Source organism: Nonomuraea sp. NPDC003560, from assembly GCF_042878785.1.
Lineage (GTDB): Bacteria > Actinomycetota > Actinomycetes > Streptosporangiales > Streptosporangiaceae > Nonomuraea.
On record NZ_JBIAOF010000006.1, the window covers coordinates 332602 to 358861 of the forward strand.

26 protein-coding genes, 1 tRNA gene and 1 other RNA gene are annotated in these 26260 nt (G+C 71.4%); 12 read left to right on the forward strand and 16 right to left on the reverse strand.

Features of this window, described 5'->3' with window-relative positions; genetic code table 11:
- The first annotated feature begins 127 nt into the window (after positions 1-127).
- Positions 128-3133 carry a BTAD domain-containing putative transcriptional regulator gene (locus tag ACFYUV_RS25130; RefSeq protein WP_387671702.1) on the forward strand — a complete coding sequence of 1002 codons (3006 nt, stop codon included), beginning with the start codon at positions 128-130 and terminating at the stop codon, positions 3131-3133.
- Between the two features lie 255 nt (positions 3134-3388).
- Here ACFYUV_RS25130 and ACFYUV_RS25135 read toward each other — a convergent pair whose 3' ends face one another.
- A complete protein-coding gene (locus tag ACFYUV_RS25135) occupies positions 3389-4801 on the reverse strand; it encodes a methyltransferase (RefSeq protein WP_387671704.1) in 1413 nt (470 codons plus the stop codon).
- 124 nt (positions 4802-4925) lie between these two features.
- Between ACFYUV_RS25135 and ACFYUV_RS25140 the strand changes: the two genes are divergently transcribed.
- Complete coding sequence (locus ACFYUV_RS25140; protein WP_352318383.1) at positions 4926-5228, forward strand: hypothetical protein; 303 nt, start codon at positions 4926-4928, stop codon at positions 5226-5228.
- On the opposite strand, the gene ACFYUV_RS25145 is transcribed toward ACFYUV_RS25140, so the two are convergent.
- Genes ACFYUV_RS25145 through ACFYUV_RS25155 form a run of 3 tightly spaced genes read right to left on the reverse strand, consistent with a single transcriptional unit; the run spans position 5200 to position 7319 of the window.
- Entirely contained in the window at positions 5200-6177 is a 978-nt protein-coding gene (locus tag ACFYUV_RS25145) for an NAD(P)-dependent oxidoreductase (RefSeq protein WP_387671706.1), read from the reverse strand. The two genes, ACFYUV_RS25140 and ACFYUV_RS25145, sit on opposite strands and share 29 nt — an antisense overlap.
- A 33-nt stretch (positions 6178-6210) precedes the next feature.
- Complete coding sequence (locus tag ACFYUV_RS25150; RefSeq protein ID WP_352318387.1) at positions 6211-6810, reverse strand: TetR/AcrR family transcriptional regulator; 600 nt, start codon at positions 6808-6810, stop codon at positions 6211-6213.
- Positions 6807-7319 carry a GNAT family N-acetyltransferase gene (locus tag ACFYUV_RS25155; protein WP_387671707.1) on the reverse strand — a complete coding sequence of 171 codons (513 nt, stop codon included), beginning with the start codon at positions 7317-7319 and terminating at the stop codon, positions 6807-6809. The genes ACFYUV_RS25150 and ACFYUV_RS25155 overlap by 4 nt, the downstream gene beginning before the upstream one ends.
- A gap of 58 nt (positions 7320-7377) precedes the next feature.
- On the opposite strand from ACFYUV_RS25155, the gene ACFYUV_RS25160 reads away from it, so the two are divergent.
- The 4 genes from ACFYUV_RS25160 to ACFYUV_RS25175 all read left to right on the forward strand — a co-directional run bounded on the left by ACFYUV_RS25160 (position 7378) and on the right by ACFYUV_RS25175 (position 10820).
- Positions 7378-7857 carry a winged helix-turn-helix transcriptional regulator gene (locus ACFYUV_RS25160; RefSeq protein ID WP_387671709.1) on the forward strand — a complete coding sequence of 160 codons (480 nt, stop codon included), beginning with the start codon at positions 7378-7380 and terminating at the stop codon, positions 7855-7857.
- A gap of 32 nt (positions 7858-7889) precedes the next feature.
- The gene (locus tag ACFYUV_RS25165; RefSeq protein ID WP_387671711.1) at positions 7890-8711 is read left to right on the forward strand and encodes an SURF1 family protein; all 822 of its coding nucleotides are present in this window, start codon (positions 7890-7892) and stop codon (positions 8709-8711) included.
- A gap of 10 nt (positions 8712-8721) precedes the next feature.
- Entirely contained in the window at positions 8722-9465 is a 744-nt protein-coding gene (locus ACFYUV_RS25170; protein WP_387671712.1) for a tyrosine-protein phosphatase, read from the forward strand.
- A gap of 158 nt (positions 9466-9623) precedes the next feature.
- Entirely contained in the window at positions 9624-10820 is a 1197-nt protein-coding gene (locus ACFYUV_RS25175; protein ID WP_352362172.1) for an amidohydrolase family protein, read from the forward strand.
- Here the strand turns inward: ACFYUV_RS25175 and ACFYUV_RS25180 are convergent.
- The 4 genes from ACFYUV_RS25180 to ACFYUV_RS25195 form a co-directional block, all read right to left on the reverse strand.
- Positions 10817-11170, reverse strand: a complete 354-nt coding sequence (locus ACFYUV_RS25180; protein WP_387671714.1) for a YkvA family protein — start codon at positions 11168-11170, stop codon at positions 10817-10819. The genes ACFYUV_RS25175 and ACFYUV_RS25180 overlap by 4 nt on opposite strands.
- Before the next feature lie 65 nt (positions 11171-11235).
- Positions 11236-12654 (reverse strand): amidase, encoded by a 1419-nt coding sequence (locus ACFYUV_RS25185; RefSeq protein ID WP_387671716.1) that lies wholly within the window; start codon positions 12652-12654, stop codon positions 11236-11238.
- Positions 12654-13619 (reverse strand): LLM class F420-dependent oxidoreductase, encoded by a 966-nt coding sequence (locus ACFYUV_RS25190; RefSeq protein WP_387671717.1) that lies wholly within the window; start codon positions 13617-13619, stop codon positions 12654-12656. Before ACFYUV_RS25190 ends, ACFYUV_RS25185 begins: the two co-directional genes overlap by 1 nt.
- Before the next feature lie 66 nt (positions 13620-13685).
- Entirely contained in the window at positions 13686-14354 is a 669-nt protein-coding gene (locus ACFYUV_RS25195) for a TetR family transcriptional regulator (RefSeq protein WP_357973867.1), read from the reverse strand.
- A 319-nt stretch (positions 14355-14673) separates the two neighbouring features.
- Between ACFYUV_RS25195 and ACFYUV_RS25200 the strand changes: the two genes are divergently transcribed.
- Positions 14674-15423, forward strand: a complete 750-nt coding sequence (locus ACFYUV_RS25200; RefSeq protein ID WP_387671719.1) for a hypothetical protein — start codon at positions 14674-14676, stop codon at positions 15421-15423.
- Between the two features lie 146 nt (positions 15424-15569).
- Here the strand turns inward: ACFYUV_RS25200 and ACFYUV_RS25205 are convergent, their stop codons facing one another.
- From ACFYUV_RS25205 to ACFYUV_RS25225, 5 genes are all read right to left on the reverse strand, one after another.
- On the reverse strand, positions 15570-16628 hold the full coding sequence (locus ACFYUV_RS25205; RefSeq protein WP_387671721.1) for an aspartate-semialdehyde dehydrogenase: 1059 nt from the start codon (positions 16626-16628) through the stop codon (positions 15570-15572).
- Positions 16625-17899: an aspartate kinase gene (locus ACFYUV_RS25210; RefSeq protein WP_352318411.1), complete on the reverse strand. Its 1275-nt coding sequence runs from the start codon at positions 17897-17899 to the stop codon at positions 16625-16627. Before ACFYUV_RS25210 ends, ACFYUV_RS25205 begins: the two co-directional genes overlap by 4 nt.
- Before the next feature lie 87 nt (positions 17900-17986).
- Positions 17987-18517, reverse strand: coding sequence for a DUF5063 domain-containing protein (locus ACFYUV_RS25215; RefSeq protein ID WP_352362187.1), 531 nt, complete (start codon positions 18515-18517; stop codon positions 17987-17989).
- A complete protein-coding gene (gene recR / locus ACFYUV_RS25220) occupies positions 18510-19109 on the reverse strand; it encodes a recombination mediator RecR (protein ID WP_125640516.1) in 600 nt (199 codons plus the stop codon). The genes ACFYUV_RS25215 and recR overlap by 8 nt, the downstream gene beginning before the upstream one ends.
- A gap of 2 nt (positions 19110-19111) precedes the next feature.
- Positions 19112-19462, reverse strand: coding sequence for a YbaB/EbfC family nucleoid-associated protein (locus ACFYUV_RS25225; RefSeq protein WP_125640519.1), 351 nt, complete (start codon positions 19460-19462; stop codon positions 19112-19114).
- Between the two features lie 495 nt (positions 19463-19957).
- Here ACFYUV_RS25225 and ACFYUV_RS25230 point away from each other — a divergent pair, with 495 nt between their 5' ends.
- On the forward strand, positions 19958-21214 hold the full coding sequence (locus ACFYUV_RS25230; RefSeq protein ID WP_387671723.1) for a GAF domain-containing protein: 1257 nt from the start codon (positions 19958-19960) through the stop codon (positions 21212-21214).
- 24 nt (positions 21215-21238) lie between these two features.
- On the opposite strand, the gene ACFYUV_RS25235 is transcribed toward ACFYUV_RS25230, so the two are convergent.
- Both ACFYUV_RS25235 and ffs read right to left on the reverse strand, forming a co-directional pair.
- On the reverse strand, positions 21239-23596 hold the full coding sequence (locus ACFYUV_RS25235; protein WP_387671725.1) for a DNA polymerase III subunit gamma and tau: 2358 nt from the start codon (positions 23594-23596) through the stop codon (positions 21239-21241).
- 31 nt (positions 23597-23627) lie between these two features.
- Positions 23628-23723: signal recognition particle sRNA small type (gene ffs, locus ACFYUV_RS25240), an RNA gene on the reverse strand.
- Between the two features lie 106 nt (positions 23724-23829).
- On the opposite strand from ffs, the gene ACFYUV_RS25245 reads away from it, so the two are divergent.
- The 4 genes from ACFYUV_RS25245 (at position 23830) to ACFYUV_RS25260 (ending at position 25558) form a co-directional block, all read left to right on the forward strand.
- Positions 23830-23917 (forward strand) — tRNA-Ser (locus ACFYUV_RS25245).
- 95 nt (positions 23918-24012) lie between these two features.
- Positions 24013-24795 (forward strand): class I SAM-dependent methyltransferase, encoded by a 783-nt coding sequence (locus ACFYUV_RS25250; protein WP_387671727.1) that lies wholly within the window; start codon positions 24013-24015, stop codon positions 24793-24795.
- Between the two features lie 62 nt (positions 24796-24857).
- Complete coding sequence (locus ACFYUV_RS25255) at positions 24858-25031, forward strand: hypothetical protein (protein ID WP_387671728.1); 174 nt, start codon at positions 24858-24860, stop codon at positions 25029-25031.
- A 50-nt stretch (positions 25032-25081) separates the two neighbouring features.
- Positions 25082-25558 carry a hypothetical protein gene (locus ACFYUV_RS25260; protein ID WP_387671730.1) on the forward strand — a complete coding sequence of 159 codons (477 nt, stop codon included), beginning with the start codon at positions 25082-25084 and terminating at the stop codon, positions 25556-25558.
- A 7-nt stretch (positions 25559-25565) separates the two neighbouring features.
- Here the strand turns inward: ACFYUV_RS25260 and ACFYUV_RS25265 are convergent, their stop codons facing one another.
- Positions 25566-26207 (reverse strand): LysE family translocator, encoded by a 642-nt coding sequence (locus ACFYUV_RS25265; RefSeq protein ID WP_387671732.1) that lies wholly within the window; start codon positions 26205-26207, stop codon positions 25566-25568.
- Positions 26208-26260: the final 53 nt, after the last annotated feature.

A 26260-nucleotide genomic window follows, 5' to 3' on the forward strand; every position in this document is an offset into this window, starting at 1 on the left:
CATGGTCAACACCTGATCAAAGGCGGATCAACGGTGTGTTCCGGCGATCAGCCCAGTTCTAGGTGGTAAGCGGTACTGGATCTATCATTTGGACACAAATCGTTCCATTGCCCGGGAGACAGACGGCATGGCTGGTCAGAGCGTTGAGGGCGGGCTGCGGTTCGCCGTGCTCGGTCCCGTCCGCGCGTGGCGCGAGGGGCAGGAACTCGACCTGGGCACCCCGCTGCAACGTTCGATCCTCGGCATGCTGCTCCTGCGGGAGGGCCGCGCGGTCACCCCCGCCGAGATGATCGACGCCGTGTGGGGCGAGGACGCGCCGCCCCGCGCCCTGGGCGCGCTGCGCACGTACGTCTCCCGCCTGCGCACGGTGCTCGAACCCGACAGGCCCGCCCGCTCCCGTCCCGAGCTGCTGACCTCCATCGGCCGGGGCTACGCCCTCCGCCTGCCCGACGACGCGCTCGACCTGACCCGCTTCGAACGCGGCCTCGCCGAGGCCGAGACCGCCCGCAAGGCCGGCCGGCTCGCCGCCGCCGCCGAGGGCATGCGGGCCGCGCTGACCCTGTTCGAGGGCGAGCCGCTGGCCGGCGCCGTCGGCCCGTACGCCGAGCACCAGCGCGACCGCCTGGCCGAACGCCGCGTCAGCGTCATCGAGACGCTCATGGACCTCGACCTGGAGCTGGGCGGGCACGCCGCGGTCGTGTCCGAGCTGATCGCGCTCACCGCCGAGCACCCCCTGCGCGAACGGCTGCGCGCCCAGCTCATGCTGGCCTACTACCGGTGCGGACGGCAGGGCGACGCCCTCAACGTGTTCACCGAGACCCGCGAGGCGCTGATCGACGAGCTGGGCATCGAGCCCGGCAGCGAGCTGACCGCCCTCCACCAGCGCATCCTGGCCGCCGACCCGGCGCTCACCCTCGTGCCGCCGCCCGCCGCCCCGGCCGAGCAGGCCGCCGGCGAGCCCGCGGCCGAGGAGGAGCCGCCCGCGCTCGAACTGCCCCGCCCGGCGCAGCTGCCGGCCGCGGTCAGCGACTTCACCGGGCGCAAGGAGGTGGCCGTCCGCGTCCACACCCTGCTGTCCGCGCAGTCGTCGGCCGAGGGCGTGCCGGTGGTGGCGTTGTGCGGCATCGGCGGCGTCGGCAAGACCACGCTGGCCGTCCACGTGGCGCACGCGGCCGACGACCTGTTCCCCGACGGGCAGCTCTACGCCGACCTGCGCGGCCACAGCGACGAGGTGACCGCTCCTGAGTCGGCGCTCGGCGGCTTCCTGCGCGCGCTCGGCATCCCGCCCGACGTCATCCCCGACGGCCTGGCCGAACGTTCGGCGCTCTACCGCTCGCTGCTGTCCGACCGGCGCATCCTCGTGCTGCTGGACAACGCCCGCGACGCCGACCAGGTCAGCCCGCTGCTGCCGGGCTCGCCGGGCTGCGCGACGATCGTCACCAGCCGGGCCAAGCTGGCCGACCTGCCCGCGGCCCGGCTGATCGACCTCGACGTCATGGAGCCGGACGAGGCGCTCTCGCTGTTCTCCTCCGTGGCCGGGCCCGAGCGGGTGGCCGCCGAGCACGGCGCCGCCATGGACGTGGTCGCCGCCTGCGGTTTCCTGCCCCTGGCCGTCCGGATCGTGGCCGCCCGGCTGGCCGCCCGCCCCTCCTGGACGGTCGCCTCCCTGGTGCCCAGGCTGGCCGACGAGCAGCGCCGCCTCGACGAGCTGCGCGTGGGCAACCTGGCCGTCGAGGCCACCTTCGCGCTCGGCTACGGCCAGCTCGAACCGGCCCAGGCCCGCGCCTTCCGCCTGCTGTCCCTGCCGAAGGGCCCCGACATCTCGATCGGGGCCGCCGCGGCCGTCCTGGCGATGAACATGTACGAGGCCGAGGAGCTGCTGGAGTCGCTGGTCGACATGAGCCTCCTGGAGGCCACCGCGCCCGGCCGCTACCGCTTCCACGACCTGCTCAGGCTGTTCGCCAGGCGCGTCCTGGACAAGACCGAGCGTCCCGAGGACAAGACGCTGGCGCTGCGCCGGCTGCTCGGCTTCTACCTGGCCTCGTCCCGGTCCGCCCACCGGCTGGCCTACGAGGGCAGCATGATCCCCGACAACCTGGCCGTGGTCGGCAGCGGGCTCACCTTCACCACCGTCGACGAGGCCGTGGCCTGGCTGATCTCCGAGGGCGACTCGCTGTTCGCGGCCATCAACCAGGCCGCGACCACGTCCACCGCCGGCGAGCAGCTCCTGCCCGCCGCCGACATGCTGGTGGCCATGGAACCGCTGCTGGAGGCCGGCACCCACACCCGCGAGTTCGACCAGGGCACCCGCGCGGTGCTCGCCGCCGCGCTGAACCTGGGCGACGAGGCCGGCGAACTGCGCTCCCGGTACGTGCTGGGCCGGGTGCTGTTCGCCGGCAACCAGCTCTCGGAGTCCGAGACCCACTTCCGCCGCGTGTACGAGCTCTCCGACACCCGCGGCGAGAAGATCGTCACCGGCGAGGTGCTCAACGCGCTGGCCGTCGTCGTCGGCCGGCAGCGCCGGCACACCGAGGCCCTCACCCTGTTCGACGCCGCCTCCCGCTACTACCGCGAGAACGGCGTCCCCGCCGGCGAGGCCCTGGTGCTCAGCTACTCGGCCCGCGACCACCTGGGTCTCGGCCACGCCGACGACGCCATCGCCGCGGCGGAGAAGGGCCTGGCGATCTTCACCGAGATCGGCAGCGGCGCCGGCACCGCCCGCGCCCGCTACCACCTGGGCATCGTGCTCAGCCGGGTCGGCCGGCTCACCGAGGCGGTGCACCACCACGCCGAGTGCCTGGCCTTCTTCCGCTCCAGCAAGCAGCGGGTCTGGGAGCAACGCGTGTGCTCCCGGCTGGCCGAGACGTTCATCGCCGCCGGGCGCTACCCCGACGCCGTACGCCACGCCGAGCAGGCGCTCGTGGTCTCGCGCGAGATCGGCCATCCCTACGGCGAGGCGCTCTCGCTCACCGTGCTCGGCCGGGCGCTACGCGGACTGGGCAGCGCCGCCCGGAGCCTCGACTGCCTCAGGCAGGCCTACGACGTCTTCACCAGGCTCGGCGCCCCCGAGGCCGGCGACCTGAAGCTCCTGCTGGACGGCTTCGCCGTCGAACGGTCCGTCGTCGAGTCCTGAGTACAGCTCGTCGTCCAGACGTGTCATCCACACATGGTTGATCAAGGCTGTCCTTAGTCAATGCCGATGGCAGCCCGGCCGGTCATCCTGACCGCCACGCGTCGCCAGGGGGCCCGGTCATCCGGATGCTTCGCGTGACGGCTAGCCGCCTCACACAGACGACCGGCCGGACTCGACGCGGACCTTCGAACCCCCCAGGCCCGCGTCTCGGTCAGAAGCCTCCACCGGCGCGGTCAACGTCGGATCAACGGTGAATCAAAGCAGGAAATAACCCTCGGCGATGAGCGGCCGGATCGCGTCGGCGTTGGGGATCTCGCCGTCGCCGACCAGCTCGGCGATCACGTTGAGCAGCGGCCCGAGCGCCAGCTCGCCGTCGCACACGCCGGCCAGGGCGGCCTCGACGGTGCCGACCTCCCTGCTGCGCCGCAGCCCCTGCGTCTGGCGCAGCACGATGCGGATCGGGTCCTCGGCGCCGGGCAGGCCGACGCGTTCGTCGAGCACCCCGTCGGCCGTGCGCAGCAGCGCCGTGTCGAGGTCGGCGGCGCGGTGGGCGGCGGCGATGGAGTCGAGCACGTCGTCGACGTAGTCGCCGACCGGCAGGGCCACCTGGTGGGGCAGGTGCTCCACGCGCACGACCGGGTCGAGGGTGCCCGAGTTGCGCATGGTGATCCAGCCGAAGCCGATGCCCTCGACCTTGCGCTCGTCGAACCAGGCCAGCCACCGGTCGTAGTGGTCGGTGTAGCCCTTGGTGCCCTGCTCGGCCGCGTCCTTGAGCCACAGCTCGACGTATTCGGCCGGATCCTGCACGTCACGCTGGACGACCCAGGCGTCGCAGCCGGTCTCGCGCAGCCAGCCGCCGACGCGGTCGTGCCAGTCCTCGCCCTCGACGTGCAGCCAGTTGGCCAGGAAGTGGGCCTGCCCGTCGGGCGCGAGGTGGCCCGGGGTGCGCCGGACCAGGTCGCGGCAGAAGTCGTCGGCCTCGCCGCCGGACTCGCGGTAGGTCAGCGTGCGCTCGGCCCCGGGGGCGATGACGAACGGCGGGTTGCTGACGACCAGGTCGAACAGCTCGCCCTCGACCGGCCCGAACATCGACCCCACCCGCGCGTCGACGCCCGTCACGCCGGACAGCTCCCAGCTCAGCCGGGCCAGCTCCACGGCGCGCGGGTTGAGGTCGGTGGCCACCACCTGCTCGGCCCGCCCGTCGAGGTGGAGCACCTGGACGCCGCAGCCCGTGCCGAGGTCGAGCGCGCGCGTGACGGGCCGGCGGCTGACGAGCTGGGCCAGGTTGGCCGAGGCGCCCCCGGCCCCCACGACGTGGTCGGCCCGCAGCGCCGGGTCGCCGGGCCGGACCTTGCGGTCGGAGACCACGTAGCCGCCGGTCTCCCACGGCTGGAGGTGCACGGTCGCCCTGATCAGGTCGCCGTCGGCCGACACCAGCCCCGACTCCAGGACGGCGGCCGGCACGGATTTGGCCGGCACCGGCACGCCGAGCCACCAGAGCCTGATCAGGGTGCCCAAGGGGTCGCCGTCGGCGGTCGCCCGCAGGGCCGGGACGAGCTCCTCCCGCGCCAGGGCCGAGGCCGCCATGGCGCCGAGCCGGTCGCGGACGCCGTCGATCGTGTAGCCGGTTTCGAGGAGGTGATGGCGCAGTCGTTCCACGGACACCATCCTTTCACCAGCCACCGACAGTGCTCATACTGTTACTTACGCACCCAAGCGTTCTGCAAGCCATGGACAAGTGGGTGGCGGTATCTCTAGGGGTGCAAGACGCCGTACCGAGGAGCGCGCCCCCATGCTGATCCCCTGCCTGGCCTGCGAGTCGCGATTCGGGCCCGACGAGTACTTCAACGCCTGCTCCGACTACAACCGGGGCCTGGACCTGGTCTCGTGGACCTGCCCGCGCTGCGGCAACCGCGACGACCTGCGGGTGCTGCCCGGCGAGCTGGGGTTCGGCTATCCCTCGCGCGGCAGGTTCGACGTGCACGACCGGCTGCGCGTGCCCGGCCTGCGCAGGCAGCGCGGCGACCTGCGGCTGGACATCTCCCTCGACCGCTCCCGCTGGCAGGTCAGGACGCGGATCCGGCAACCGGCCTGACCGGCGCGCACGCGTACGCGGGCGGCTCGCCGCGCAGCAGCCGCGCGATGTCCTCCACCAGCGCCTCCGCCAGCTCCTCCAGACTCTCCCCGGTGGCCTCGCCGAGCCTGGGCGTGAGCACCACGTTCGGCAGCCTGGTCAGCGGGTGGGCCGGATCGAGCCATTCGCCCTCGAAGTGGTCGAGCCCGGCGCCGCCCACCTGACCCTGGCGCAGCGCGTCCACCAGGGCGGTCAGGTCGTGCAGGGCGCCGCGCGAGGTGTTGAGGTAGATCGCGCCCTGGCGCATCGCGCCGAACTCGCTGTAGCCGAACAGGCCCCTCGTGTCCGCGGTCAGCGGCACGTGCAGCGACACCACGTCGGCCTCCGCCAGCAGCGCGGGCAGGGTGTGCGTGGCCTCGGGGACGTACGGGTCGCAGGTGACCACCCGCATGCCCAGCCCCTGGCAGCGCCAGCGCATGGCCCGGCCCACCCGGCCGAGGCCGACGATGCCGAACGTGCGTCCGGTGAGCCGTCTGCCGCGGTGGCGCTGGGCGGGGGGCACCCTGCCGCGATGGGCGCGGCCTCTGCGCACCTCACGGTCGGCGGTGACGATGTTCCTGCTGACCGCGAACAGCAGCGCGAGCGTCAGCTCGGCCACCGCCTCGGGGTCGCGGTCGGGGGCGTGCAGGACGGTGACCCCGCGTTCGGCGGCCAGGCGCAGGTCGACCCCCGTGGGGGCGCCGAGGCTGGCCACGATGTCGATGTGGAGTCCGAGCACCGAGGTGCGAACCTGGTCGCCGTCGGTGATGAGCACGTTCGCGCCGGTCTCGATGACCAGGTCGGCGAGCTGCTCGTCGGTGAAGCCGACGCTCGGCCGGGGAGGAGCCTCGGCCACGTCGGCGACCTCGCCCAGACGGGCGAGCGCGCTCTCCGGCAGGTCGGGCAGCACGAGCGCCCGAGGTCTTCTCACATTTGGACAATAACACCACAGACGGTACTCAGATCATTGCTCCCCGCGCTGGCGGAGACTCTGCCAGGCCGCCTCGCCCAGGCCCTTGATCTCTTCCTCGGTCGGGGTGTGCGCCCCGGCGAACCACAGGCGGCACATCTCCTGCGCCGGCCCGAGCCACAGGACGTAGCACATGGTGGCGTGGACGGGCTGGAGCTGCCCGTTCTTCATGTGCGGCTTCCACCAGTCGGAGACCTGGCGGAAGAACGCGCGCCTGGCCTCGGCCACCTCGGCGCCGCCCGGCTCGTGCTTGCGCGGCGGGCGCTCGCTGACCAGGATCCTGGCCCGCTCGGGGTGCTCGCCGGCCCAGCGCATGTGGAAGGCGACGACGGCCTCGATGCCGGCGCGGGCGTCGTCGTGCCGGACCAGCTCGGCGAGGAACTCCTGCTGGTAGGCGTCGAGGATCTCGGCGTACAGGACGCCGTAGACGTGCTCTTTGCTGGCGAAGTGGTGGTAGAAGCTGCCGACGCTTACACCGCTCTCCTCGCGCAGACTGGCCAGCGTGGTGGCCGAGACACCGTCCTGGCTGAAGCGGCGGAGGGCGCCCTCGATGATGCGGGTGCGGCCGTCGCGTCCGTTCTTGACACTCTTCACACTGTCAATGGTGTGCTACCAGAACGTTGTTCCGCAAATACTCCGGCCAGATCGATCATAGCGGTCACCTCGACCGTGCCGGACTCGACCTTCATCTCGGCGTCCGGCCACAGCCTGCGGACCAGCCTGAGCACCCGCCGGTTCTCGCCCAGCACGTCCATCCCGACCGTGCGCGCCCCCCGCACGGCGGCCCTGAGCAGCAAGGTGTCGACGAGCCGCGGACCGAGCCCGTTGCCCTGCCAGCGGTCGGCCACGACGACGGCCACCTCGACGTCGGCGCAGCCGCCCCGGTAGCTCATGGCGTGCCCGACGATCTCGTCCCCGGCGGTGACGACGAGCGCGTCGCGGCGTTCGTCCAGGGTCAGCAGAGTGCGCACGAGGTGGGCGGCCGGGACGGTCACGCCGGTGAAGAAGCGCAGCGTCTGGGTGTGCAGCGACAACCCCGCCAGGAAGCGTCTGATCCGTTCCTCGTCGTCCGGGCGGACCGGGCGGATCTGGGTTCCTTGCATAGACTCAGCCTGCTCCTCGGAGCTGAGTCTGTCAATTGAACTCAGATATAATGCCGAGATGAACGTGCCGTTCCGATTGGGCTTCCGGGTGGACAACTGCTCGATCGAGCGCACCCTGGACATCGTCGGGGAGAAGTGGACCTTCCTGGTGCTGCGCGAGGCGTTCAGCGGCGTGCGCAGGTTCGCCGACATGCAGGCGGTCACCGGCGCGCCCCGCCAGGTGCTCAGCGCGCGCCTGGCCCGGCTGGTCGACGAGGGCCTGCTGCGCAAGGAGCCCTACCGCGAGCCCGGCCAGCGCCAGCGCGACGAATACCGGCTGACCGACAAGGGCCGCGACCTCTATCCGCTGCTCGTCGCGCTCATGCACTGGGGTGACAAATACCTGGCCGACGAGGAGGGCCCGCCGGTGCTGCTCACCCACCGCGACTGCGGCGCCCCCATCGAGCTGCACTTCCGCTGCGCCGAGGGCCACGAGGTGGCCGGGCCGCGCGAGGTCACGCCGGTCCCCGGCCCGGGCCCCGGGGTGCGGAGCGTCTAGCGGGCGAGCCGCGTGAGGGAGCACCCGCCCCGGTGCCTAACCTTGAAGGCGTGTACCGGTTCCTGCTGACGCCCCGGTGGCTGGCGCTCCACGTCGTGGTGCTGCTGGTCATCCCCGCCTTCGTGTTCCTGGGCAGGTGGCAGTTCGGGCGTTTCGAGGAGCGGTCCGACAACAAGGACAGAGTGACCGCCAACATCGAGGCCGCCGCCGTCCCGCTCGACCGGCTCGCGGCTCCCGGCCGGCAGGTCGGCGAGGGCGACCGTTACCGCACGGTCGTCGCGTCCGGCACGTACGACACCTCCCATGGCCTGCTCGTCCGCCGCCGCCCGCAGGAGGGCCGCAACGGCTTCTACGTCCTGACCCCGCTCGTCACCGGCGACGGCAGCGCCGTCATCGTCAACCGCGGCTGGATCCCGGCCGCCGCCAGCGCCGACGCGGCTCCCGAGGTACCCCCTCCGCCCACCGGACAGGTAACTGTCACCGGGCGTCTACGTCAGAGCGAGACCGAAGACTCCACCGGCATCCGCGAGCGGTCCGGGCTGCCGGACGGCCAGGTGCTGCTGATCGACGTGGCCAAGATCGGGCAGCGCATGCCGTACCGGCTGGTGGGCGGCTATGTCGAGCTCACCGGGCAGCAACCGCAGGCCGCCGCCGCGCCCGCTCTGGTGCCCGCCCCCGACGTCGGCTCCGGCGGCGGCCTCAACCTGGCCTACGGGGTCCAGTGGTGGCTGTTCATCGGCATCGCGATCGGCGGCTGGATCCTGCTGATCCGGCGCGAGGTGGCCGAGCAGAAGTCCGGGAAACCCACCGGTGAGACGGTGACGACCCAGGAAGCGGAAACCGCCGCCAACTAAGGTGTGAAGGGTGATCCGCCACATTGAGTTCACCAATCTCCGCAACTTTCGTGACGTAGGTGGATATGCCACCGAGGACGGGCGCATCGTCCGGTGGCAGCGGCTCTACCGGGCCGACTCCCTGGGCTGGCTGGCCGGCGACGACCTGCGGGCCTTCCACGCGCTGCGCGTGCGCACCGTGATCGACCTGAGGCATCCCGCCGAGGTCGAACGGGCCGGACGGGTGCCGGAGACCGAGGGGCTGCGCTACCGCAACCTGCCGATCGAGGGCCGTCCCTGGGACATCGCCCAGTTCAGCGAGGAGATCGGCGTCGAGCGCTACCTCGCCGACCGCTACCTGGAGGTGACCGAGGACGGCGTGGAGAACCTGCGCGCCGCCGTGGAGACGGTCGCCGTCGCGGACAACGCACCGGTCGTCATCCACTGCGCGGTGGGCAAGGACCGCACCGGCCTGCTCACCGCGCTGATCCTCTCGCTCGTCGGCGTCGCCGAGGACGACATCGTCGCCGACTACGCCCTGACCGGCCTGGCGACCGAGCGCTTCATCGCCGACCAGCGCACCAGGCACCCGGACGCCCTGCTGTGGCCGGGGTTCGGCCGGGCCCCCGCCCAGGCCATGCGCCTGTTCCTGGACGACCTGATCGACCGGCACGGCTCCGTCGAGGGCTACGTCACCGGCGTGCTCCAGGTCGACCGGGCCACCATCGCCGAACTTCGCGAAAATCTCCTGACTGATTCGATCTCCCGCGGGTAGAAGGCGCCGGGGTCCGCAAGGGGCAGCATCCTCAAGGACCCCACAAGCCCGGGATCGCCCCCATCCCCCTCCAGGCGGTCCCGGGTACGAATGCATGGATACCCAACGGATACGTCGCAGCTTGTTCGACGTTATGCCGCCGTCGTACGGTTACCTGCGTGACTACGCCGCTGCTCCCCGACCCTGACCCCCGGCGGCGCGACTATGTGATCATCTCTGCCGACGATCACCTGATCGAGCCTCCTGACCTCTTCGAGGACAGGCTCCCGGAGAAATACGCCGACGTCGCGCCCAAGGTCGTGGAGACGGACGCCGGTCACCAGGTCTGGCGCTACGGCGGGGCCACGTACCCGTGCGCGGGCATCGACGTGGGCGCCGGGCTGCCGCGCGAGCAGTGGACCCTGGATCCGGTCAGGTTCGAGCAGATGCGTCCCGGCTGCCACGACATCGAGGCCCGCGTCCAGGACATGGACGTCGCCGGCATCTGGGCCGCGCTGTGCTTCCCCGGCATGCTGGCCGGCCAGGCGGGCATGCCGTTCGCCCGCACCCGCGACCAGGAGCTCGGCCTCGCCCTGGTCAAGGCGTGGAACGACTGGCACATCGACGTCTGGGCCGGCACCTACCCCGAGCGGATCATCGGCCTGCAACTGCCCTGGCTGCCCGATCCCGACATCGCCGCCAAGGAGATCAGGGCCAACGCCGCCCGCGGTTTCAAGGCCGTGGTCTTCCCCGAGTTCCCGACCAGGCTCAGGCTGCCGTCGATCCACACCGGCCACTGGGACCCGTTCTTCGCCGCCTGCGAGGAGACCGGCACGGTCGTGGCCCTGCACACCGGCGACTCCTCCTGGTCGCCCGTGCCCTCCCCCGACACGCCCATCGAGGCCATCACCACGCTGATGCCCACCAGCGCCATGTTCGCCTGCGCCGACTGGCTCTGGTCGGGCCTGCCGCTGCGTTTCCCCGGGCTGCGCATCCTCATCGTCGAGGGCGGCGTCGGCTGGCTGCCGATGCTGGCCGAGCGCGCCGACTACGCGCTCGACCACCCGGTCGCGGGCGAGGCCGCCTGGGACGGCGGCCTCAAGCCCAGCGAGGTGCTGCGCCGCAACTTCTTCTTCGGCACGCTCGACGACCACGCGCTGTCCGGCGTGCGGCTCGCGGTCGGCCTCGACCACGTGCTCCAGGAGAGCGGTTACCCGCACTCCGACTCGACCTGGCCCGACACCCAGAAGGCCGTGGCCGCGAACCTCGGCGCGCTGCCGCCCGCCGACATCGCCAGGGTCGCCTACGGCAACGCCGCCCGCCTGTTCGGGCACCCGCTGCCCTCGCGCGCCTGGTTGCGGATGGAGGAGATCTAACCCTCGTCCTCGACCAGCCTGGCCTGGATGACCTTGCGCTCGTGCTCGACGTAGCGACCGCTCTCGCCGAGCAGCGAGGCGATCAGCCACAGGAACACGCCGAAGTCGTCGGCCACCCCGACGAGCACCAGGAAGTCGGGGATGACGTCTACCGGCGACAGGATGTAGACCACGCCGAGCGCCATCAGGGCGAGCTTGCCCTTGCCCATGCCGTCGTAGCGGCCGCGGGTGACCGCGCCGATCATGCGCGGGATCGCCCGCACCCTGGCCAACATCCCCGGCGTGCCAGGCTTGGTCACCTCACGGTACGTCCGCCACGCCGCCGCTGCCCGTGCTGCCTTCGCCATCATGAGGATCCTCCTACCCCCGGCTTCTCACGACATAACGCGTCAGCCGGGTGAGGGGTTCCTGACGATCAGCGCATGGCGGCGTGCTCGAACGGCCTGACCTGCTCGATCTGCGCGGCCACCCGGATCAGCAGATCCTCCCGTCCGGCCGCCGCCACGAGCTGCACGCCGACCGGCATGCCCGCCGCGTCCCTGTGCAGCGGCAGCGAGACGGCGGGCTGGCCGGTCGCGTTGATCGGCGAGGTGTAGGCCACCACCTGCGCGGTCCTGCCGAAGGCGGTGCTGAGATCGGCGGGCGGGATCCAGCCGAGCCGGAACGGCGCCGCCCCCGACGACGGCATCAGCAGCAGGTCGTTGCCCCCCGCCCACCAGGAGGCCATGCGGCGGCGGAAGCCGTCCACCCACTGGGTGGCCAGGATGTGGTCGGCCGCGCTGTTGGCACGGGCGGCGGTGACCATGGCCGCGTTGCGCGGTTCGAGCTCGTGCAGCTCCACCGGCCTGCCACGGGCCGCGCCCAGGCTCACGACGTGCGCGGCGAGGTTGTTGGCGACGATGGCGCCGAAGTGCCGGGCGAACTCCGGCTCGGCGAGCGCCGGCGGGCCGCCGGGGGTCACGTCGTGACCGAGGCTCTCCAGCAGCGCCGCCGCCCGGGTGACGGCCTCGGCCAGGCCGGGGTCGGCGGGCACGTCCGGCCGCGGGTGGGTGGTCAGGAAGCCGATGCGCAGCCGTCCCGGGTCGGCGTGCAGTTCGGCGGTCAGGGGGCCGGGCAGCGCCGGCGCGTCGTAGGGGTCGCCCGGCTCGTAGCCGGAGACCGCGTCGAGCGCGGCCGCCGTGTCGCGCACGGTCCTGCTCACGAAGCCGGGGCAGGAGAAGCCGCTCCAGCCCTCGCCCATGGACGGGCCCATGCTCAGCCGCCCGCGCGTCGGCTTGAGCCCCACCAGGCCGCACAACGAGGCCGGGACGCGGATCGAGCCGCCGCCGTCGCTCGCCGTGGCCAGCGCGACCATGCCCGCGGCCACCGCCGCCGCCGAACCGCCGCTCGACCCGCCCGCCGAGTACGCCGGGTCGTAGGGGTTGCGGGTGGGGCCGTACGCCACCGGCTCGGTCGTGACCGTGCTGCCGAACTCGGGGGTGTTCGTCCGGCCCAGCAGCACGAAACCGGCCCGGCGCAGGCGCACGACGCCGTGACCGTCCTCGGCGGTGTCCAGGTCGTCGCGCACGCGCGAGCCCGCGGCGTACGGCTCGCCGGCCTGCCGCCAGCCCAGGTCCTTCAGCAGGATCGGCACGCCGCGGAAGGGCGCGTCCGCCGGGAGGCCGTCGATCTCGGCCAGCGCCCGCTCGAACCGCCGGTGCACGACGGCGTTGAGCTCGCCGTCGTGCGCCTCGACGGCGGCGATGGCGGCCTCGGCCAGCTCGCGGGCCGACACCTGCCCGTCCCTGACCGCCTGGGCCTGGCCGACGGCGTCGAGCCGCAGCACGTCGTCCATCAGCCCTCCCGGACCGGGGCCAGGTCGCGCACGGCCTGCTCGATCGGCACCTCGCCGCCGGGGATGGGCGCGAGCACCGGCGTGTCGAGCCCGTTGTCGACGTACTGGCGGATCCTGGCCCGGCAGGTGGCGGCGTCGCCGTACACGACGAGGGCGTCGACCACCTCGTCGGGGATGGCCTTGAGCGCGGCCTGGCGGTCGCCCGCCGCCCACGCCTCGTGCATGGGACGCAGCACCTCGCCCCGGCCCAGCCAGTCGTGGAAGGCGGCGTAGGCGGGCACGGTCAGGTAGCCCGCCAGCATCCACCTGGCCATCTCGCGCACCTTGTCGGCGTCCTCGCTCACGCAGACGAACAGGCGGGCGATCAGCTCGGTGTCCGGGCCGATCTCGGCGCGCACCTTGGGCACGTCCTCGGGGGCGAGCCAGTTGGTGATCGCGCCGTCGGCCTCCTCGGCGGCCAGGCGCAACATCCGGGGCCGCAGGGCGGCCAGCACGATCTTGGGGGCGGTCTTCGGCGCCCGTTCCAGCTTGAAGCCCTTGATCTCGAACGTCTCGTACCGCTCGGAGACCTTCTCCCCCGCCAGCGCCCTCCGCAGGAAGCGCAGCGTGTCACGGGTGCGGGCGTACGGCTTGGCGAACTCCACGGCGTTCCACCGCTCGACGATCGCCGGCGAGGAGGAGCCGATGCCGAGCACGAACCGGCCGGGGGCCAGGTCGGCCAGGGTGGCCGCGGACATGGCCAGCAGCCCCGGCCCCCGCGTGGAGACCGGGACGATCGCGCTCCCGAGCCGCATCCCCGGCGCCCACTGCGTGGCCATCGCCAGCGGGACGAACCCGTCGTTCCCGTTGACCTCGGCCGACCAGGCGTCGGTGTAGCCGAGGCCCGGCAGCTCCGCGATCAGCTCCTGCGACCTGGCCAGGGAACGGTCGTAGAAGGGGATGGTCATGCCCCAGTTCGGCGTCATTCATGGCCTCCGGTTCGGCGACGGTGAGCCGACCATACCAAGCGGTATGTCACCGCAAGGAGCCCCCTAGGCCCGCAATTCGTGCACCGCGGCGATGAAGTCCTTCGTGATCCCCTGCAACCCGGGCAGATGCGACAGCCCCACCAGCCGGTCCACCAGCGGCACCGTGACCTCGATCAGCCGGTACGTCCGCGCGCACCCCGGCGAGGTGTCGTGCACCCAGAACAGCACCATGCCCATCGACAACAACCACAGCAGCTCCGGCAGCTCCGCCCGCAGCTCGGCGTTCATCCGGTCCTTCGACCCCTCGACCACCTCGCGGTAGATCCCGATGGACGCCTCCCGCGCCGGCGACGACTGCGCGCTGAACGGGCTCAGCGGGTTCGTCGGCTCGGCCGCGTGCTTGAAGAACTTCACCGCGAACTCGTGGTACGGCTCCGACACGCGCACCCACTCGCGCAGCACCCCGCTCAGCCGCGCGGCGAACGACCTCTCCGTGGCCAGGAACTCCCGGCAGGCCTGCTCGTGCTCGGCCTGCGCACGGTCGTAGTAGGCCTGGATCAGCGCCTCCTTGCTCTCGAAGTAGTAGTAGGCGTTGCCCACTGACACCCCTGCCTCGGCGGCGATGGCGCGCATGGTCGTCGCGTCGAAGCCACGCTCACGGAACAGTCGCAAGGCCGTCTCGACGATGACCTCTCGGGTGCTCTCCGATCCTCTGTTTCGGGCTTCGGACACGTTCGTCACTTTACGTCTTGAAAGCGCGGTGGGTCATGGAGTGGCACGGTGATCGCCGCCACAGGGCAAAGATGACTATGAGACATGAGTTATCTCCTGGGAATGGTGGGATTGTCGTTTCAGGCGGAAGGGCTCTTTTCCGCGAAAAGGCATCGACATGTGGATACGTGGAACAGCGCGCACCTTCGTGGTGGCGCTCCTCGGCATTCAGATCACCATAATCGCGCTGGCGTCGGCCGCTTCCGCCGCCTCCCACCCATCAGGTGGAGAGCGGGTTCAGGCGCCAACACCGTTCAACCGTCCTGACGAGACCGGGGGGATGCTCGACCTGTCCCTGTGGTTCCCGGAGGGGATCGACGGACCGTGGACGAACATCCGGCAGGCCGCCGTCGAGGCGGCCGTGGCGGAGACATACCAGGTCGAGCAGCACCAGGCGGACCCCGCGTCCGCCAAGTCACAGCTGTCGAAGGAGGACTCCGAGGAGACGGAGGACGCCTGGGCCGAGGCCGAGGACGCGTTCGCCGCGCAGTCGGACATGCAGGACCGCGCCGAGCGCTCAGAAGCCGTCACGAGGCCCGCGAGCGTCGAGGAGGCGGTGGCGCCTCAGAGCCGGCCACAGAGGTCGCAGAAGCGATCTCAGCTTGATCTGGCGCGTGTGCTGCCCAGGCAGGCCGCCATGCACATGACCCACGCCCTGGCCGCCCGCTGGCTCAAGAGCTCGGGCCTGCGCACGAAGTCGTCGGGCCACTGTACGAGCCGCCACATGCACCACTGCACCTCGCTCGACTCCGTAAGGGCCGGCACGATCGCCCGGATCATCGACCTCAAGCATGACAGCGGCTGCCCGGTCATGGTGACCGGCGGCACCGAGGCGGGTCACGCGCCCGGCCAGTACAGCCACGGAAACGGCTACAAGCTCGACATCACGCACAACGCGTGCATCGACCGCTACATCACCAGGCACCACCGCAAGACGGGGGTCCGCGGCGACGGCGCCGCGCTCTACCGCTCCGCCACCGGAACCGTCTTCGCCAACGAGAGCAGCCACTGGGACATCCTCTTCCGGTGACAGGCCCCGCCCGCGGGAGAACACGCCCCGCCGGGAAAGCACGAATCGCCGGAAGACGCGACCCCTCGGAGAAGGCGACAGAACCCTCCGGGAAAACGCGAAGGACGCCGCACACCCGCACGGCGTCCCCACGGAGTCGGGCCGGGCTACAGCTCGGAGGCCACCAGCTCGGCGATCTCAGCCGCGTTGAGCGCGGCGCCCTTGCGCAGGTTGTCGCCGCAGACGAACAGGTCGAGCGTGTTCGGGAAGTCGATCGCCTGGCGGACGCGGCCCACGTAGGTCGGGTCGTTGCCGACCACTTCGAGCGGCGTCGGGAAGACGCCGTTGGCCGGGTCGTCCATCAGCACCACCGTCGGCGCCGCCGAGAGCACGCGGTGGGCGTCCTCGACCGTGATCTCACGCTCGAAGCGGGCGTGCACGGCCAGCGAGTGGGTGGTGATCACCGGCACGCGGACGCAGGTCGCCGAGACCTTCAGGTCGGGGATGCCGAGGATCTTGCGCGACTCGTTGCGCAGCTTGAGCTCCTCGGACGCCCAGCCGCCGTCCTTGTACGAGCCCGCCCACGGCACCACGTTGAACGCGATCGGCGCCGGGAACGGCGACTCGTCGGGCAGCTTGCCGGCCAGCGCCTTACGCACGTCGCCGGCCGTCTGGCCGAGCGAACGGTCGCCGGCCAGGGCCTCGACCTCGTCGTAGAGCCGGGCCGAGCCGGCCACGCCCGCGCCCGACACCGCCTGGTAGGAGGCGACGACGAGCTCCTTGAGCACGTACTCGGCGTGCAGCGCGCCCATGGCCGCCATCATCGACAGCGTGGTGCAGTTGGGGGTCGAGATGATGTTCCTGGGCCGCTGCCGCGCGTCGAGCGGGTTGACCTCGGGCACCACCAGCGGCACGTCGGGCTCCATGCGGAACGTGCCGGACTTGTCGATCGCGATCGCGCCGCGCTCGGCCGCGATCGGCACCCACACGGCCGACACCTCGTCGGGCACGTCGAAGATGGCGATGTCGATGCCGTCGAAGACCTCGGGCGCGAGCGCCTGGACCACGACGTCCTCGCCGCGCACGCTCAGCACCTTGCCCGCCGAGCGCGGGGAGGCGACGAGACGGATCTCGCCCCAGATGTCCTGCCGGCTGGACACGATGTCCCGCATGACGGTGCCCACGGCGCCGGTGGCGCCGATCAGGGCGAGATTGGGCCTGCTCATCGTCCGCTACCTCCGTAAACCACAGCTTCGACCTGGTCGGCGTCGAGATCGAAGGCACGGTGGGCGGCCGCCACGGCCGCGTCGACACCGTCCTGCTCGACGATCACCGAGATGCGGATCTCCGAGGTGGAGATCATCTCGATGTTGACCCCCGCGTCGGCGAGGGCCGCGAAGAACGTCGCCGTGACGCCGGGGTGCGAGCGCATGCCCGCGCCGATCAGCGACACCTTCCCGATCTGGTCGTCGAAGAGCAGCGACTCGTAGCCGATGCGGCCCTGGATCTTCTTCAGCGCGGTCAGCGCCACCTGGCTGTCGGCCGTGGGCAGCGTGAAGGAGATGTCCGTGCGGCCCGTGGCCGCGGCCGAGACGTTCTGGACGATCATGTCGATGTTGATCTCGGCGTCGGCCAGCGTTTTGAAGATCGAGGCAGCCTCGCCGACCTTGTCGGGGACCCCGACAACAGTGATCTTGGCCTCGCTCCGGTCGTGCGCGACGCCGGAGATGATCGGCTGCTCCATCTCGGTTCCTTCGGTGTAAGGGTCGGAGACGACCCACGTGCCTTCCGTGGTGCTGAACGAACTGCGTACGTGGATCGGCAGGTCGAACCGCCGAGCGTACTCGACGCAGCGCAGATGCAGGATCTTCGCGCCGCAGGCCGCCATCTCCATCATCTCGTCGTACGAGATCTTGGGGATCTTGCGGGCGACGGGCACGATGCGGGGGTCGGCCGTGAAGATGCCGTCGACGTCGGTGTAGATCTCGCAGACGTCGGCCTCCAGGGCCGCCGCGAGCGCGACCGCGGTGGTGTCGGAGCCGCCGCGGCCCAGCGTGGTGATGTCCTTGGTGTCCTGCGAGACGCCCTGGAACCCGGCCACGATCGCGATGTGGCCCTGGTCGAGCGCCTCACGGATGCGGCCCGGCGTCACGTCGATGATGCGCGCCTTGCCGTGGGTGGAGTCGGTGATCACGCCGGCCTGCGAGCCGGTGAACGAGCGCGCCTCGTGACCGAGGTTGGCGATCGCCATGGCCAGCAGAGCCATCGAGATGCGCTCTCCGGAGGTCAGCAACATGTCGAGCTCGCGGCCCGGAGGCAGCGGCGACACCTGCTCGGCCAGGTCGAGCAGCTCATCCGTCGTGTCGCCCATCGCGGAGACGATCACGACCACGTCGTTGCCGGTTTTTTTCGTCGCGACGATCCGCTGCGCGACCCGCTTGATGCAGGACGCGTCGGCGACGGACGAACCACCGTACTTTTGCACAACGAGCGCCACGAGAGTCTCCCGGTCTGGACTGTGAACTGCCAGTCTACTGGGGGCCTCTTATGGGCCTGATGGTTCATACCACTATGTGGATGATCATCACACGGTGGTGGCTTCCTCCGCCACGTCGAGCCGCGAGTGCGCGGCGAGGGCCTGCAGCGCGCGCATCGCCGCGCCCGCGTGGTTGCCCCAGGTGTTGAAGTAGGAGTACTGCCACCACCACAGCGCCTCGTGCGGACGGCCCGCGTGGAAGTGACGCAGCCCGTGGATGAGGTCGGCGGCCACCGCGGTCAGGTCGTCCGACAGCCGGTACGGCGTGACCGACGTGTCCTTGTACGGGTCGAACACCTCGGCGTAGTCGTCGACCGCCTCCAGCCGCTCGGCCAGCGCCGTGCGCACGCCGTCGATGTCGGGGTCCTCGCTCATCGGCGGCTCGTAGTTGCCCGACAGGATCACGTCGCGGTTGGCGCCGAGCTTGGCGCCGGCCAGGCTCACCTGCGCGACCTCCACCAGGAGCAGCGACCAGATCGCGTCGCCGCCCTCGCCGCCGGCGACCCTGGTCAGGCCGTCGACGTAGTTCTGCGCGTGCGCGGCGATCTCTTCGGCCAGCACATCCCACATATCAGACATCCAGGAGCCTCCGTCCTTCGAAAGCACGGCCCAGGGTCACCTCGTCGGCGTACTCGAGGTCACCGCCCACCGGCAGGCCGCTGGCGAGTCGTGTCACTTTGATGCCCATCGGCTTGACCAGACGGGCGAGGTAGGTAGCGGTCGCCTCGCCTTCGAGGTTGGGGTCGGTGGCGAGGATGAGCTCGGTGACCCGCCCGTCGGCCAGGCGCGTCATGAGCTCGCGGATGCGCAGGTCGTCGGGGCCGATGCCGTCGATCGGGCTGATCGCGCCGCCGAGCACGTGGTACGTGCCGCGGTACTCGCGCGTCTTCTCGATCGCCACGACGTCCTTCGACTCCTCGACCACGCAGATGACGTGCGTGTCGCGCCGCGGGTCGCGGCAGATGCGGCACTCCTCCTCGGAGGCCACGTTGCCGCACACCCGGCAGAAGCGCACCTTGTCCTTGACTTCGAGCAGCGCGTGCGCCAGCCGCTTGACGTCGGCCGGGTCGGCCGCCAGCAGGTGGAACGCGATGCGCTGCGCGCTCTTGGGACCGACCCCGGGCAGCATGCCGAGCTCGTCGATCAGGTTCTGGACGACCCCTTCGTACATGCCTAGAACCCTGGCAGCTGTCCGAGTCCGCCGCCGCCCAGACCTTGGGCGAGCGGGCCGAGCTTCTCCTGCTGCAGGTCGGCGGCGGCGCGCACCGCGTCGCGGACGGCCGCGATCACCAGGTCGGCGATCGTGTCGGCGGTGTCCTGCGGGTCGGCCGCGTCGATCACGCTCGGGTCGATCTTGAGTTCGAGCAGCTCACCTGAGCCGTTGACGACGGCAGTGACCATGCCGCCGCCCGACGAGCCCTCGATCTGCGCGTCGTTGAGCTCCTGCTGGGCGCTCACAAGCTGCTGCTGCATGAGCTGAGCCTGCTCCAGCAGCTGCTGCAGGTTGACATCCCCTGGGTTCACCGTCGTGCGCTCCTCGTGGCTCCGGTTCTTGACTGCCACGAGCCTACGGTGTTTGGGCGGCGTCATGTACTGGGAGGGCTCCCCATGTTTCCCTCCAGGCCATTCGTCACGGACCTTTGTCATGGCCGGATCTCGGCCCCCCTCCAGTGTCCGAGACCCGGCCATCACGTCGGACGGAGCGGCCGCACCACGCCGACGCGTGTTTCGGAACGGTAGTGCGCCCAACGTTGCACACACGTTGCGTTCATTCAATCACCCTACGCAATCCCCCTGAACAGCTTGCGCATATCGCCGCCAGGACGGATGCTCGTTGTTGACTACTTGGAGTGACCGATGAGTTACGGCCATCTCGATGCGTACTCCCGTCTTCTACGCGGAGCACACGAAGCGGCGGCTACCGGGCAGAGCTCGCCCGATTCGCCCCGCACCCTGATCACGGCCTCGTGGCGGCGATCGCTCGCGGCGGGGATCGACCCGGATGGCCGGAGCGCCCCTTTGGTCTGCGAGTCCTCCGACGTCGTCGAGATCCGCGAGGCTCATCCGCTGCGGCCGCTGCTGCCCCTGCTCGCCCAGACGCTCGCCGGCCTGGCCGACGAGGCCGAGCACGTCATGATCGTCACAGACCGTGACGGGCGAGTGCTCTGGCGTGAGGGCAAAGGCGGCATCCTGCGCGATGCGGACCAGGTGGGCCTGGCCGACGGCCATCACTGGGGCGAGTGCATGGCCGGCACCAACGGCATCGGCACCGCGCTCGCCACCGGCCGGCCGGTGCACGTCTACTCCGAGGAACACCTGATGCGGGTGCTGCACGTCTGGTCGTGCAGCGCGGCGCCGATCAGCGATCCGGAGTCGGGGGACGTCATCGGCTGCGTCGACGTCAGCGGCATCGCTCGGTCCCTGCATCCGGCGACGGTCGCCCTGGTCGGCGCGACGGCCAGGCTCGCCGAGTCGCAGCTCGCCGTACGGATGCACGAGCGCGACGAACGCCTGCGCCGCCGCTACGAGTCGCTGCGCAACCGCGGCGGCATCCTGCTGTCGCCCACGGGCCGGGTCATCTCGGGCGACCCCATGGGCCGCCTCGGCGCCCGCCTCCCCCTGTCCGGCCAGCGCATGATCCTGCGTGACGGCAGCGTCGCCTTCCTCGAACCCTTCTGCGACGGCTACCTCCTGCGCGACACGCCGTCCGCGACGCCGCCCACCCTGCGCCTGACCTGCCTGGGCGAGGGCACCCCGACGGCCGACCTGGGCGAGCGCCCGCGTCAGCTCTCGCTGCGCCACGCCGAGATCCTCGCCCTGCTCGCCCTGCACCCGCAGGGCCTGTCGGCCGACCAGCTCTCCTTCCACCTCTACGGCGACGACGGCAACCCGGTGACCATCCGGGCCGAGATCCACCGGCTGCGCGGCCAGCTCGGGGAGGTGCTGGCGGCGAAGCCGTACCGGCTGGTCTGCCCGGTCGAGGCGGACTTCCTCGGCGTGCGCCGGCTGCTCGACTCGGGCGACACCGCCGCGCTGGCCCGCGCCTACCCCGGGCCGCTCCTGCCGCGCTCGGAGTCGCCGGACATCCGGCGCGAACGCGAGGAGCTCGAAGCCCAGGTACGCGCGTGCCTTCTGCGCCACGGCTCGCCCGACGACCTGTGGACCTACGCCCAGACGCCCAACGGCCGCGACGACTACCAGATCCTGGAACGCCTGTCGGCCCTTCCGCCGACGGACCCCCGCTCGGCCGCCGCCCGCGCCCGCCTCTTCCCCTGACAGCCGTCCAGAGGGAGCTTGCGGTCAGGTGTGGTCGATCTCGCCGATGACCTGGGCGCCGAGCTCGCGTTGCAGCAGGGCCATGCCGGAGACGGCGTCGACGTCGGCGTCCGCGTCGTTCAGCGGGTCGACGTCGTCGGCGTCGGCGGCCTTGTCACGGCCCGGGATCGCGCTCGGCCACGCCGCCGTGCCACCCGCGCGGGACGCCGGGGTGCGCGGACCCGCCTGAGCGGCCGCCTTGGCGGCCGACCGCGCGGCGGCCAGCCCCGCTCCGACCGGCGCGGCGGCGGGCTGCCGGGCGGTCACGGTCTGGGTGGGGTCGGGGCTCGGCGGGGAACCGGGGCTGAGGTCGTCGGGCGCGTCGGGCCACGACTCGTCGGTGGTCGGGCGCGCGGACTCGGTGGTCGGGCGTGCTGACACGGCGGCCGGAGGTTGGCCCGGGTCCTGGGAGCCCTGGTCGTCCTGGGAACCGCCGTGCGAGCCGGACCGCCCCTGGGAGGTCGCCTGGACGCCCGTCCCGCCCTGCGGGCTGGTCGTCGCCTGGCTCGCGGCCGGGGCCGCCTGGGGAGCGGGGGCGCCGTGGCCGCCCGACGGCGGCTGCTGGCGTGCGGGGCCGCGGGTGGCCTGGGGCGCCGGAGAGCCGCCGACCACCGCCTCGACCCGCCAGGTGCCGCCGAGCACGTCGCCGAGCGCGGTCGCCACGACGGCGTCCTTGCCGCCGCCGGTGAAGTTCTTCATCGCGCCGACCTGGCTGAACCCGAGCGTGACCAGGTTGCCTTCGACGCCCACGACCTGGGCGTTCGTACTGACGTTGGCCCAGACCACGATGCTGCGCTGCTTGAGCGCGGCCAGCACGGCGGGCCACTGCTGCTGCATGCCGCCCGCCCCGCCCGCGACCGGGCCCGCCGCCGCGGGCGCCTGAGCGACAGGCGCCTGAGCGACGGGTGCGGGCGCGTCGGAGGCCGGAGCCGCCGCCGCCGAACCGGGACGTACGGGCTCGGGCCAGTCGTCGGCCCCGCCGCCCACCGGCCCCTGCCCACCGGCGGAACCGTTGCTCCCCGCGGGCGTCGCAGGCTCCGGAACCGCCGCGTCGCCGCCGACCGGCGCCGCCGTACCGACGGAGACAGCCGGGGGCGCGACGGGAACGTGCACGTCGTGGCCGCCGCCCGGGGCGGCCGGACGCGGGATCGTCACCGCGCCCGCCCTGGAGGCCATCTGGGCGACCGTGCCGCCGCGCTCCAGACGTTCGAGCCGGGCGAGCAGGGACGCCTCGCCCTGCGAGGCGCCCGGCAGCAGCACGCGCGCGCACATCAGTTCGAGCAGCAGCCGCGGCGAGGTGGCGCCGCGCATCTCGGTGAGCCCCGCGTTGAAGATCTCGGCCGCACGGGTGAGCTCGGCCGGCCCCATCGAGGACGCCTGCCCCACCAGCCGCTCCAGCTCGTCGGCGGGACGGTCGAGCAGCCCGCTGGACGCCGCCTCGGGCACGTTGGCCAGGATCACCAGGTCGCGGAAGCGCTCCAGCAGGTCGGAGGCGAAGCGGCGCGGGTCGTGGCCGCCCTCGATCACCCGGTTGACCGCCTGGAACACCTGGCCGCCGTCGCGCGCGGCGAACGCGTTGACGACCTCGTCGAGCAGGTCGCCGTCGGTGTAGCCGAGCAGGGAGACGGCCTTGGCGTAGGTGATGCCGTCGTCCTCGGCCCCGGCGAGGAGCTGGTCGAGGATGGAGAGCGAGTCACGGGCCGAGCCGGCGCCCGCGCGGACGACCAGCGGCAGGGCGGGCGGCTCGAAGGGCACGCTCTCGGAGGTGAGGATCTCCTCCATCAGCGTCTTGAGCGTCGCCGGCGGCATCAGCCTGAACGGGTAGTGGTGCGTACGCGACTTGATGGTGCCGATGACCTTTTCCGGCTCGGTCGTCGCGAAGATGAACTTCAGGTGCGGCGGAGGCTCCTCGACGAGCTTGAGCAGCGCGTTGAAACCCTCGCGGGTCACCATGTGCGCCTCGTCGATGATGTAGATCTTGTAGCGCGCCGACACGGGCGCGAAGAAGGCACGTTCGCGCAGGTCACGCGCGTCGTCGACGCCACCGTGGGAGGCCGCGTCGATCTCGATGACGTCGAGGTGGCCGGGGCCGGTCGGGGCGAGCGCCACACACGACTCGCAGGTGCCGCAGGGGTCGGGCGTCGGGCCCTGCTCGCAGTTGAGGGAGCGGGCGAGAATGCGCGCGCTGGAGGTCTTGCCACATCCGCGGGGGCCGCTGAACAGGTACGCGTGGTTGATGCGGCCCGTACGCAACGCCTGTCGCAGCGGATCTGTGACGTGTTCCTGACCCTTGACCTCGGCGAAGGTCCCGGGTCGGTACTTGCGGTAAAGCGCAAGGCTCATGCGACCATCCCGCCTGCGAGGGGGCTCTCAACGAAGAGACCCCCCGCACACCCGCCAGAGCCCGCTTATCCTTGCTGCCTTCCGGCCCTGGGGAGGTTCACAGGATGACGCCGCGCGAGGGGTCCCTGGACAGTCTAACCGGCCTCAGCAGTGCTCGCTCCACGGTTCGGGTTGAGCATGTCCTGAAAAAATCGCGGTCACCGCAGTGCCGGAAGTCCGGTAAGCTCGTCGGCGGAGGATTCGCCTAGTGGCCGAGGGCGCACGCTTGGAAAGCGTGTATAGGGCAACCTATCAGGGGTTCAAATCCCCTATCCTCCGCCAGTCCAGAAGGGTCATGCCAGGTCAACGGCATGGCCCTTCTGGCGTTGTGTCGTCCTTCGGACGCCTCGACCGGCCGGTCTTCTATGGTCCGGTTCATGGACGATGTGTTCGGCAGTGCCGCGCCGTACTACGCCAGGTACCGTCCAGGCCACGGGCAGGCGACGACTGAGCACCTGGCGAAGACGTTCGGCGCGGGCAGCCGGGTGCTGGATCTCGGCTGTGGCCCCGGGACGATCGCGATCCCCCTGGCGCGGCGGGTCGGGGCCGTGCTCGCCGTGGATCCGGCGCGGGAGATGCTGGCGGAGGGCAGGCGGCTGGCCGGGGACGTCGCGAACATCGTCTGGCTGCGTGGCGACTCGACCGGTCTGGGGGCGTTGCCGCCGTTCGATCACGTGGTGATGGGACGGTCGTTCCACTGGATGGACCGCCGGTCCGTGCTGGTGGAGCTGGACGCGCTGCTGCCGCCCGGCGGCGTGGTGGCACTGGTCGGCCCCGCGAGGCGGCGGGGTGAGCCGTGGCAGCCGGACGCGCAACCGTGGCAGCCGATCGAGAGACGGGTGTGTGAGGAGTTCGGCCTCGACATCCACACCGCCGCCAGTTCGTTCCACGCCACCGGCGAGCACCACAGCGGCGTGCTCGCCGCCTCGCCCTTCAGCAGCCTGGAGTCCCGGGTGTTCAGCCGACGGCTGACGTGGGACGTGGACGGACTGATCGGGCTCCAGCTCTCCTACTCCTACAGCTCACCCGCCAGGCTCGGCGACCGGCTGCCCGCCTTCGTGGAAGCACTGCGACGGGCGCTGCTCGCCGGCAATCCCGCGGGCCGGTGGGAGCAGCGGCTGACCACCGAGGTGCTGGTCGCCAGGCGCCCGGGGCGCTGAGCCGGTCGGGTCAGGCCGTCAGGGAGCCGTGCAGGGCGTCGAGGCCGTCACGGAAGATGGTGGTGAACAGGGCGACCGCCTCGCTCTCGCTCACCCCCACCGGGCTCGCGGCGCGCCGGCTGCCGCCGCTGGTGTCCGTGCTGATCCTGGACGTCATCCTCTTGGCGCTGGTCCTCGCCCTCACCCGGGTGCACCGCCAGGTGGCCGAGACGCTGAACCCCGATGACGGTGCCTGATGGCCGTCACGGGTGGCGGGAGCTGAAATCGTCAGGATATCTTGACGGTTATGACTCTGAGCACACCCGAGCTTCCCGGGCACGAGGGTTTCGTCGCGCCCGTCCTGCCCGACGGGGAGCTGGCCTCGTCGTCCAGCGCCTTCACCAGGACGTTCGTCGGGTATCAGGCCGCCTGTTCGTGCGGGTGGACCGATCGGCGGCGGTATCCGGCGACGCCGGAGGGGGCCAAGGAGGCGGAGTACCGGTGGTGGAGCAGGCACACGCCGCCGCTGCTCGCCGCCGCCCCGCCCAACTGGCTGGTGATCAAGTCGAACCTGCTGTGCGAGCAGGTCGTCAAGCTCGCGGCCGATCGGCCGCTGGCCGCGCTCACCCTGCTGTCGCAGGTGGAGAGCTGGCAGCGGACGCTGCTCGACCAGGCCGTCGCCGGAGCGCGGGACAACGGCGCCTCCTGGGCGGAGATCGGGGAGGCCATGGGGATCTCCAAGCAGGCCGCCCACGAGCGCTTCAGGGCCCAGGTGAGCCAGTAGAGCCCGGTCAGGCCGGCACGAGCGCCTTGGAGCGGTCGGCGACCATCCGTACGGCGAAGACGCCGAGCACGGTCCCCATCGCGTACCGCTGCACCCGCAGCCACACCGGATGCCGGGCCAGGAAGGCGGCGAGGCCGCCGGCCGAGATCGCGATCAGCGCGTTGACCAGCGTGCCGATCGCGATCTGCACCGAGCCGAGCGCGAGGCTCTGCAGCAGCACGGGCCCCATGGCGGGGTCGATGAACTGCGGCAGCAGCGACAGGTACAGGATCGCGATCTTGGGATTGAGCAGGCAGGTGAACAACCCCATGGCGAACAGTTTCCGCGGCCTCTCGACCGCCAGCTCGCGAGGCTGGAAGACCGAGGCGCCGCCCGGCCTGACCGCGTTCCAGGCCATCCAGAGCAGGTACGCGGCCCCGGCCAGCTTGAGCGCCGTGTAGGCCACCGGCACGTACGCGAACACGGCCGTCAGCCCGAGGCACGTCGCCGTCAGGTACGCCATGAACCCGAGCGCGACGCCGACGAGCGAGATCAGCCCGGCACGACGCCCCTGGCTGATCGAGCGGGAGACCAGATAGATCATGTTCGGTCCGGGCGTCAGAACCATGCCCAGGGACACCAGCGCGATCCCCACCAACCCACCCGTCATGGCGGCAGATTAGCTGACAAATGGCAGGAAATCACAGTCCCACACATTGCCTT

What these genes read in the sequence shown, in the direction of transcription:
- ACFYUV_RS25190 (WP_387671717.1), bottom strand. Translation starts at nt 13,619, where the DNA reads ATGACGCCGAACTGGGGCATGACCATCCCCTTCTACGACCGTTCCCTG.
- ACFYUV_RS25180 (WP_387671714.1), bottom strand. Translation starts at nt 11,170, where the DNA reads ATGATGGCGAAGGCAGCACGGGCAGCGGCGGCGTGGCGGACGTACCGT.
- ACFYUV_RS25250 (WP_387671727.1), top strand. Translation starts at nt 24,013, where the DNA reads ATGGACGATGTGTTCGGCAGTGCCGCGCCGTACTACGCCAGGTACCGT.
- ACFYUV_RS25185 (WP_387671716.1), bottom strand. Translation starts at nt 12,654, where the DNA reads ATGGACGACGTGCTGCGGCTCGACGCCGTCGGCCAGGCCCAGGCGGTC.
- ACFYUV_RS25155 (WP_387671707.1), bottom strand. Translation starts at nt 7,319, where the DNA reads ATGCAAGGAACCCAGATCCGCCCGGTCCGCCCGGACGACGAGGAACGG.
- ACFYUV_RS25260 (WP_387671730.1), top strand. Translation starts at nt 25,082, where the DNA reads ATGACTCTGAGCACACCCGAGCTTCCCGGGCACGAGGGTTTCGTCGCG.
- ACFYUV_RS25160 (WP_387671709.1), top strand. Translation starts at nt 7,378, where the DNA reads ATGAACGTGCCGTTCCGATTGGGCTTCCGGGTGGACAACTGCTCGATC.
- ACFYUV_RS25205 (WP_387671721.1), bottom strand. Translation starts at nt 16,628, where the DNA reads ATGAGCAGGCCCAATCTCGCCCTGATCGGCGCCACCGGCGCCGTGGGC.
- ACFYUV_RS25130 (WP_387671702.1), top strand. Translation starts at nt 128, where the DNA reads ATGGCTGGTCAGAGCGTTGAGGGCGGGCTGCGGTTCGCCGTGCTCGGT.
- ACFYUV_RS25265 (WP_387671732.1), bottom strand. Translation starts at nt 26,207, where the DNA reads ATGACGGGTGGGTTGGTGGGGATCGCGCTGGTGTCCCTGGGCATGGTT.
- recR (WP_125640516.1), bottom strand. Translation starts at nt 19,109, where the DNA reads ATGTACGAAGGGGTCGTCCAGAACCTGATCGACGAGCTCGGCATGCTG.
- ACFYUV_RS25135 (WP_387671704.1), bottom strand. Translation starts at nt 4,801, where the DNA reads ATGGTGTCCGTGGAACGACTGCGCCATCACCTCCTCGAAACCGGCTAC.
- ACFYUV_RS25140 (WP_352318383.1), top strand. Translation starts at nt 4,926, where the DNA reads ATGCTGATCCCCTGCCTGGCCTGCGAGTCGCGATTCGGGCCCGACGAG.
- ACFYUV_RS25200 (WP_387671719.1), top strand. Translation starts at nt 14,674, where the DNA reads ATGCTCGACCTGTCCCTGTGGTTCCCGGAGGGGATCGACGGACCGTGG.
- ACFYUV_RS25235 (WP_387671725.1), bottom strand. Translation starts at nt 23,596, where the DNA reads ATGAGCCTTGCGCTTTACCGCAAGTACCGACCCGGGACCTTCGCCGAG.
- ACFYUV_RS25215 (WP_352362187.1), bottom strand. Translation starts at nt 18,517, where the DNA reads ATGTCTGATATGTGGGATGTGCTGGCCGAAGAGATCGCCGCGCACGCG.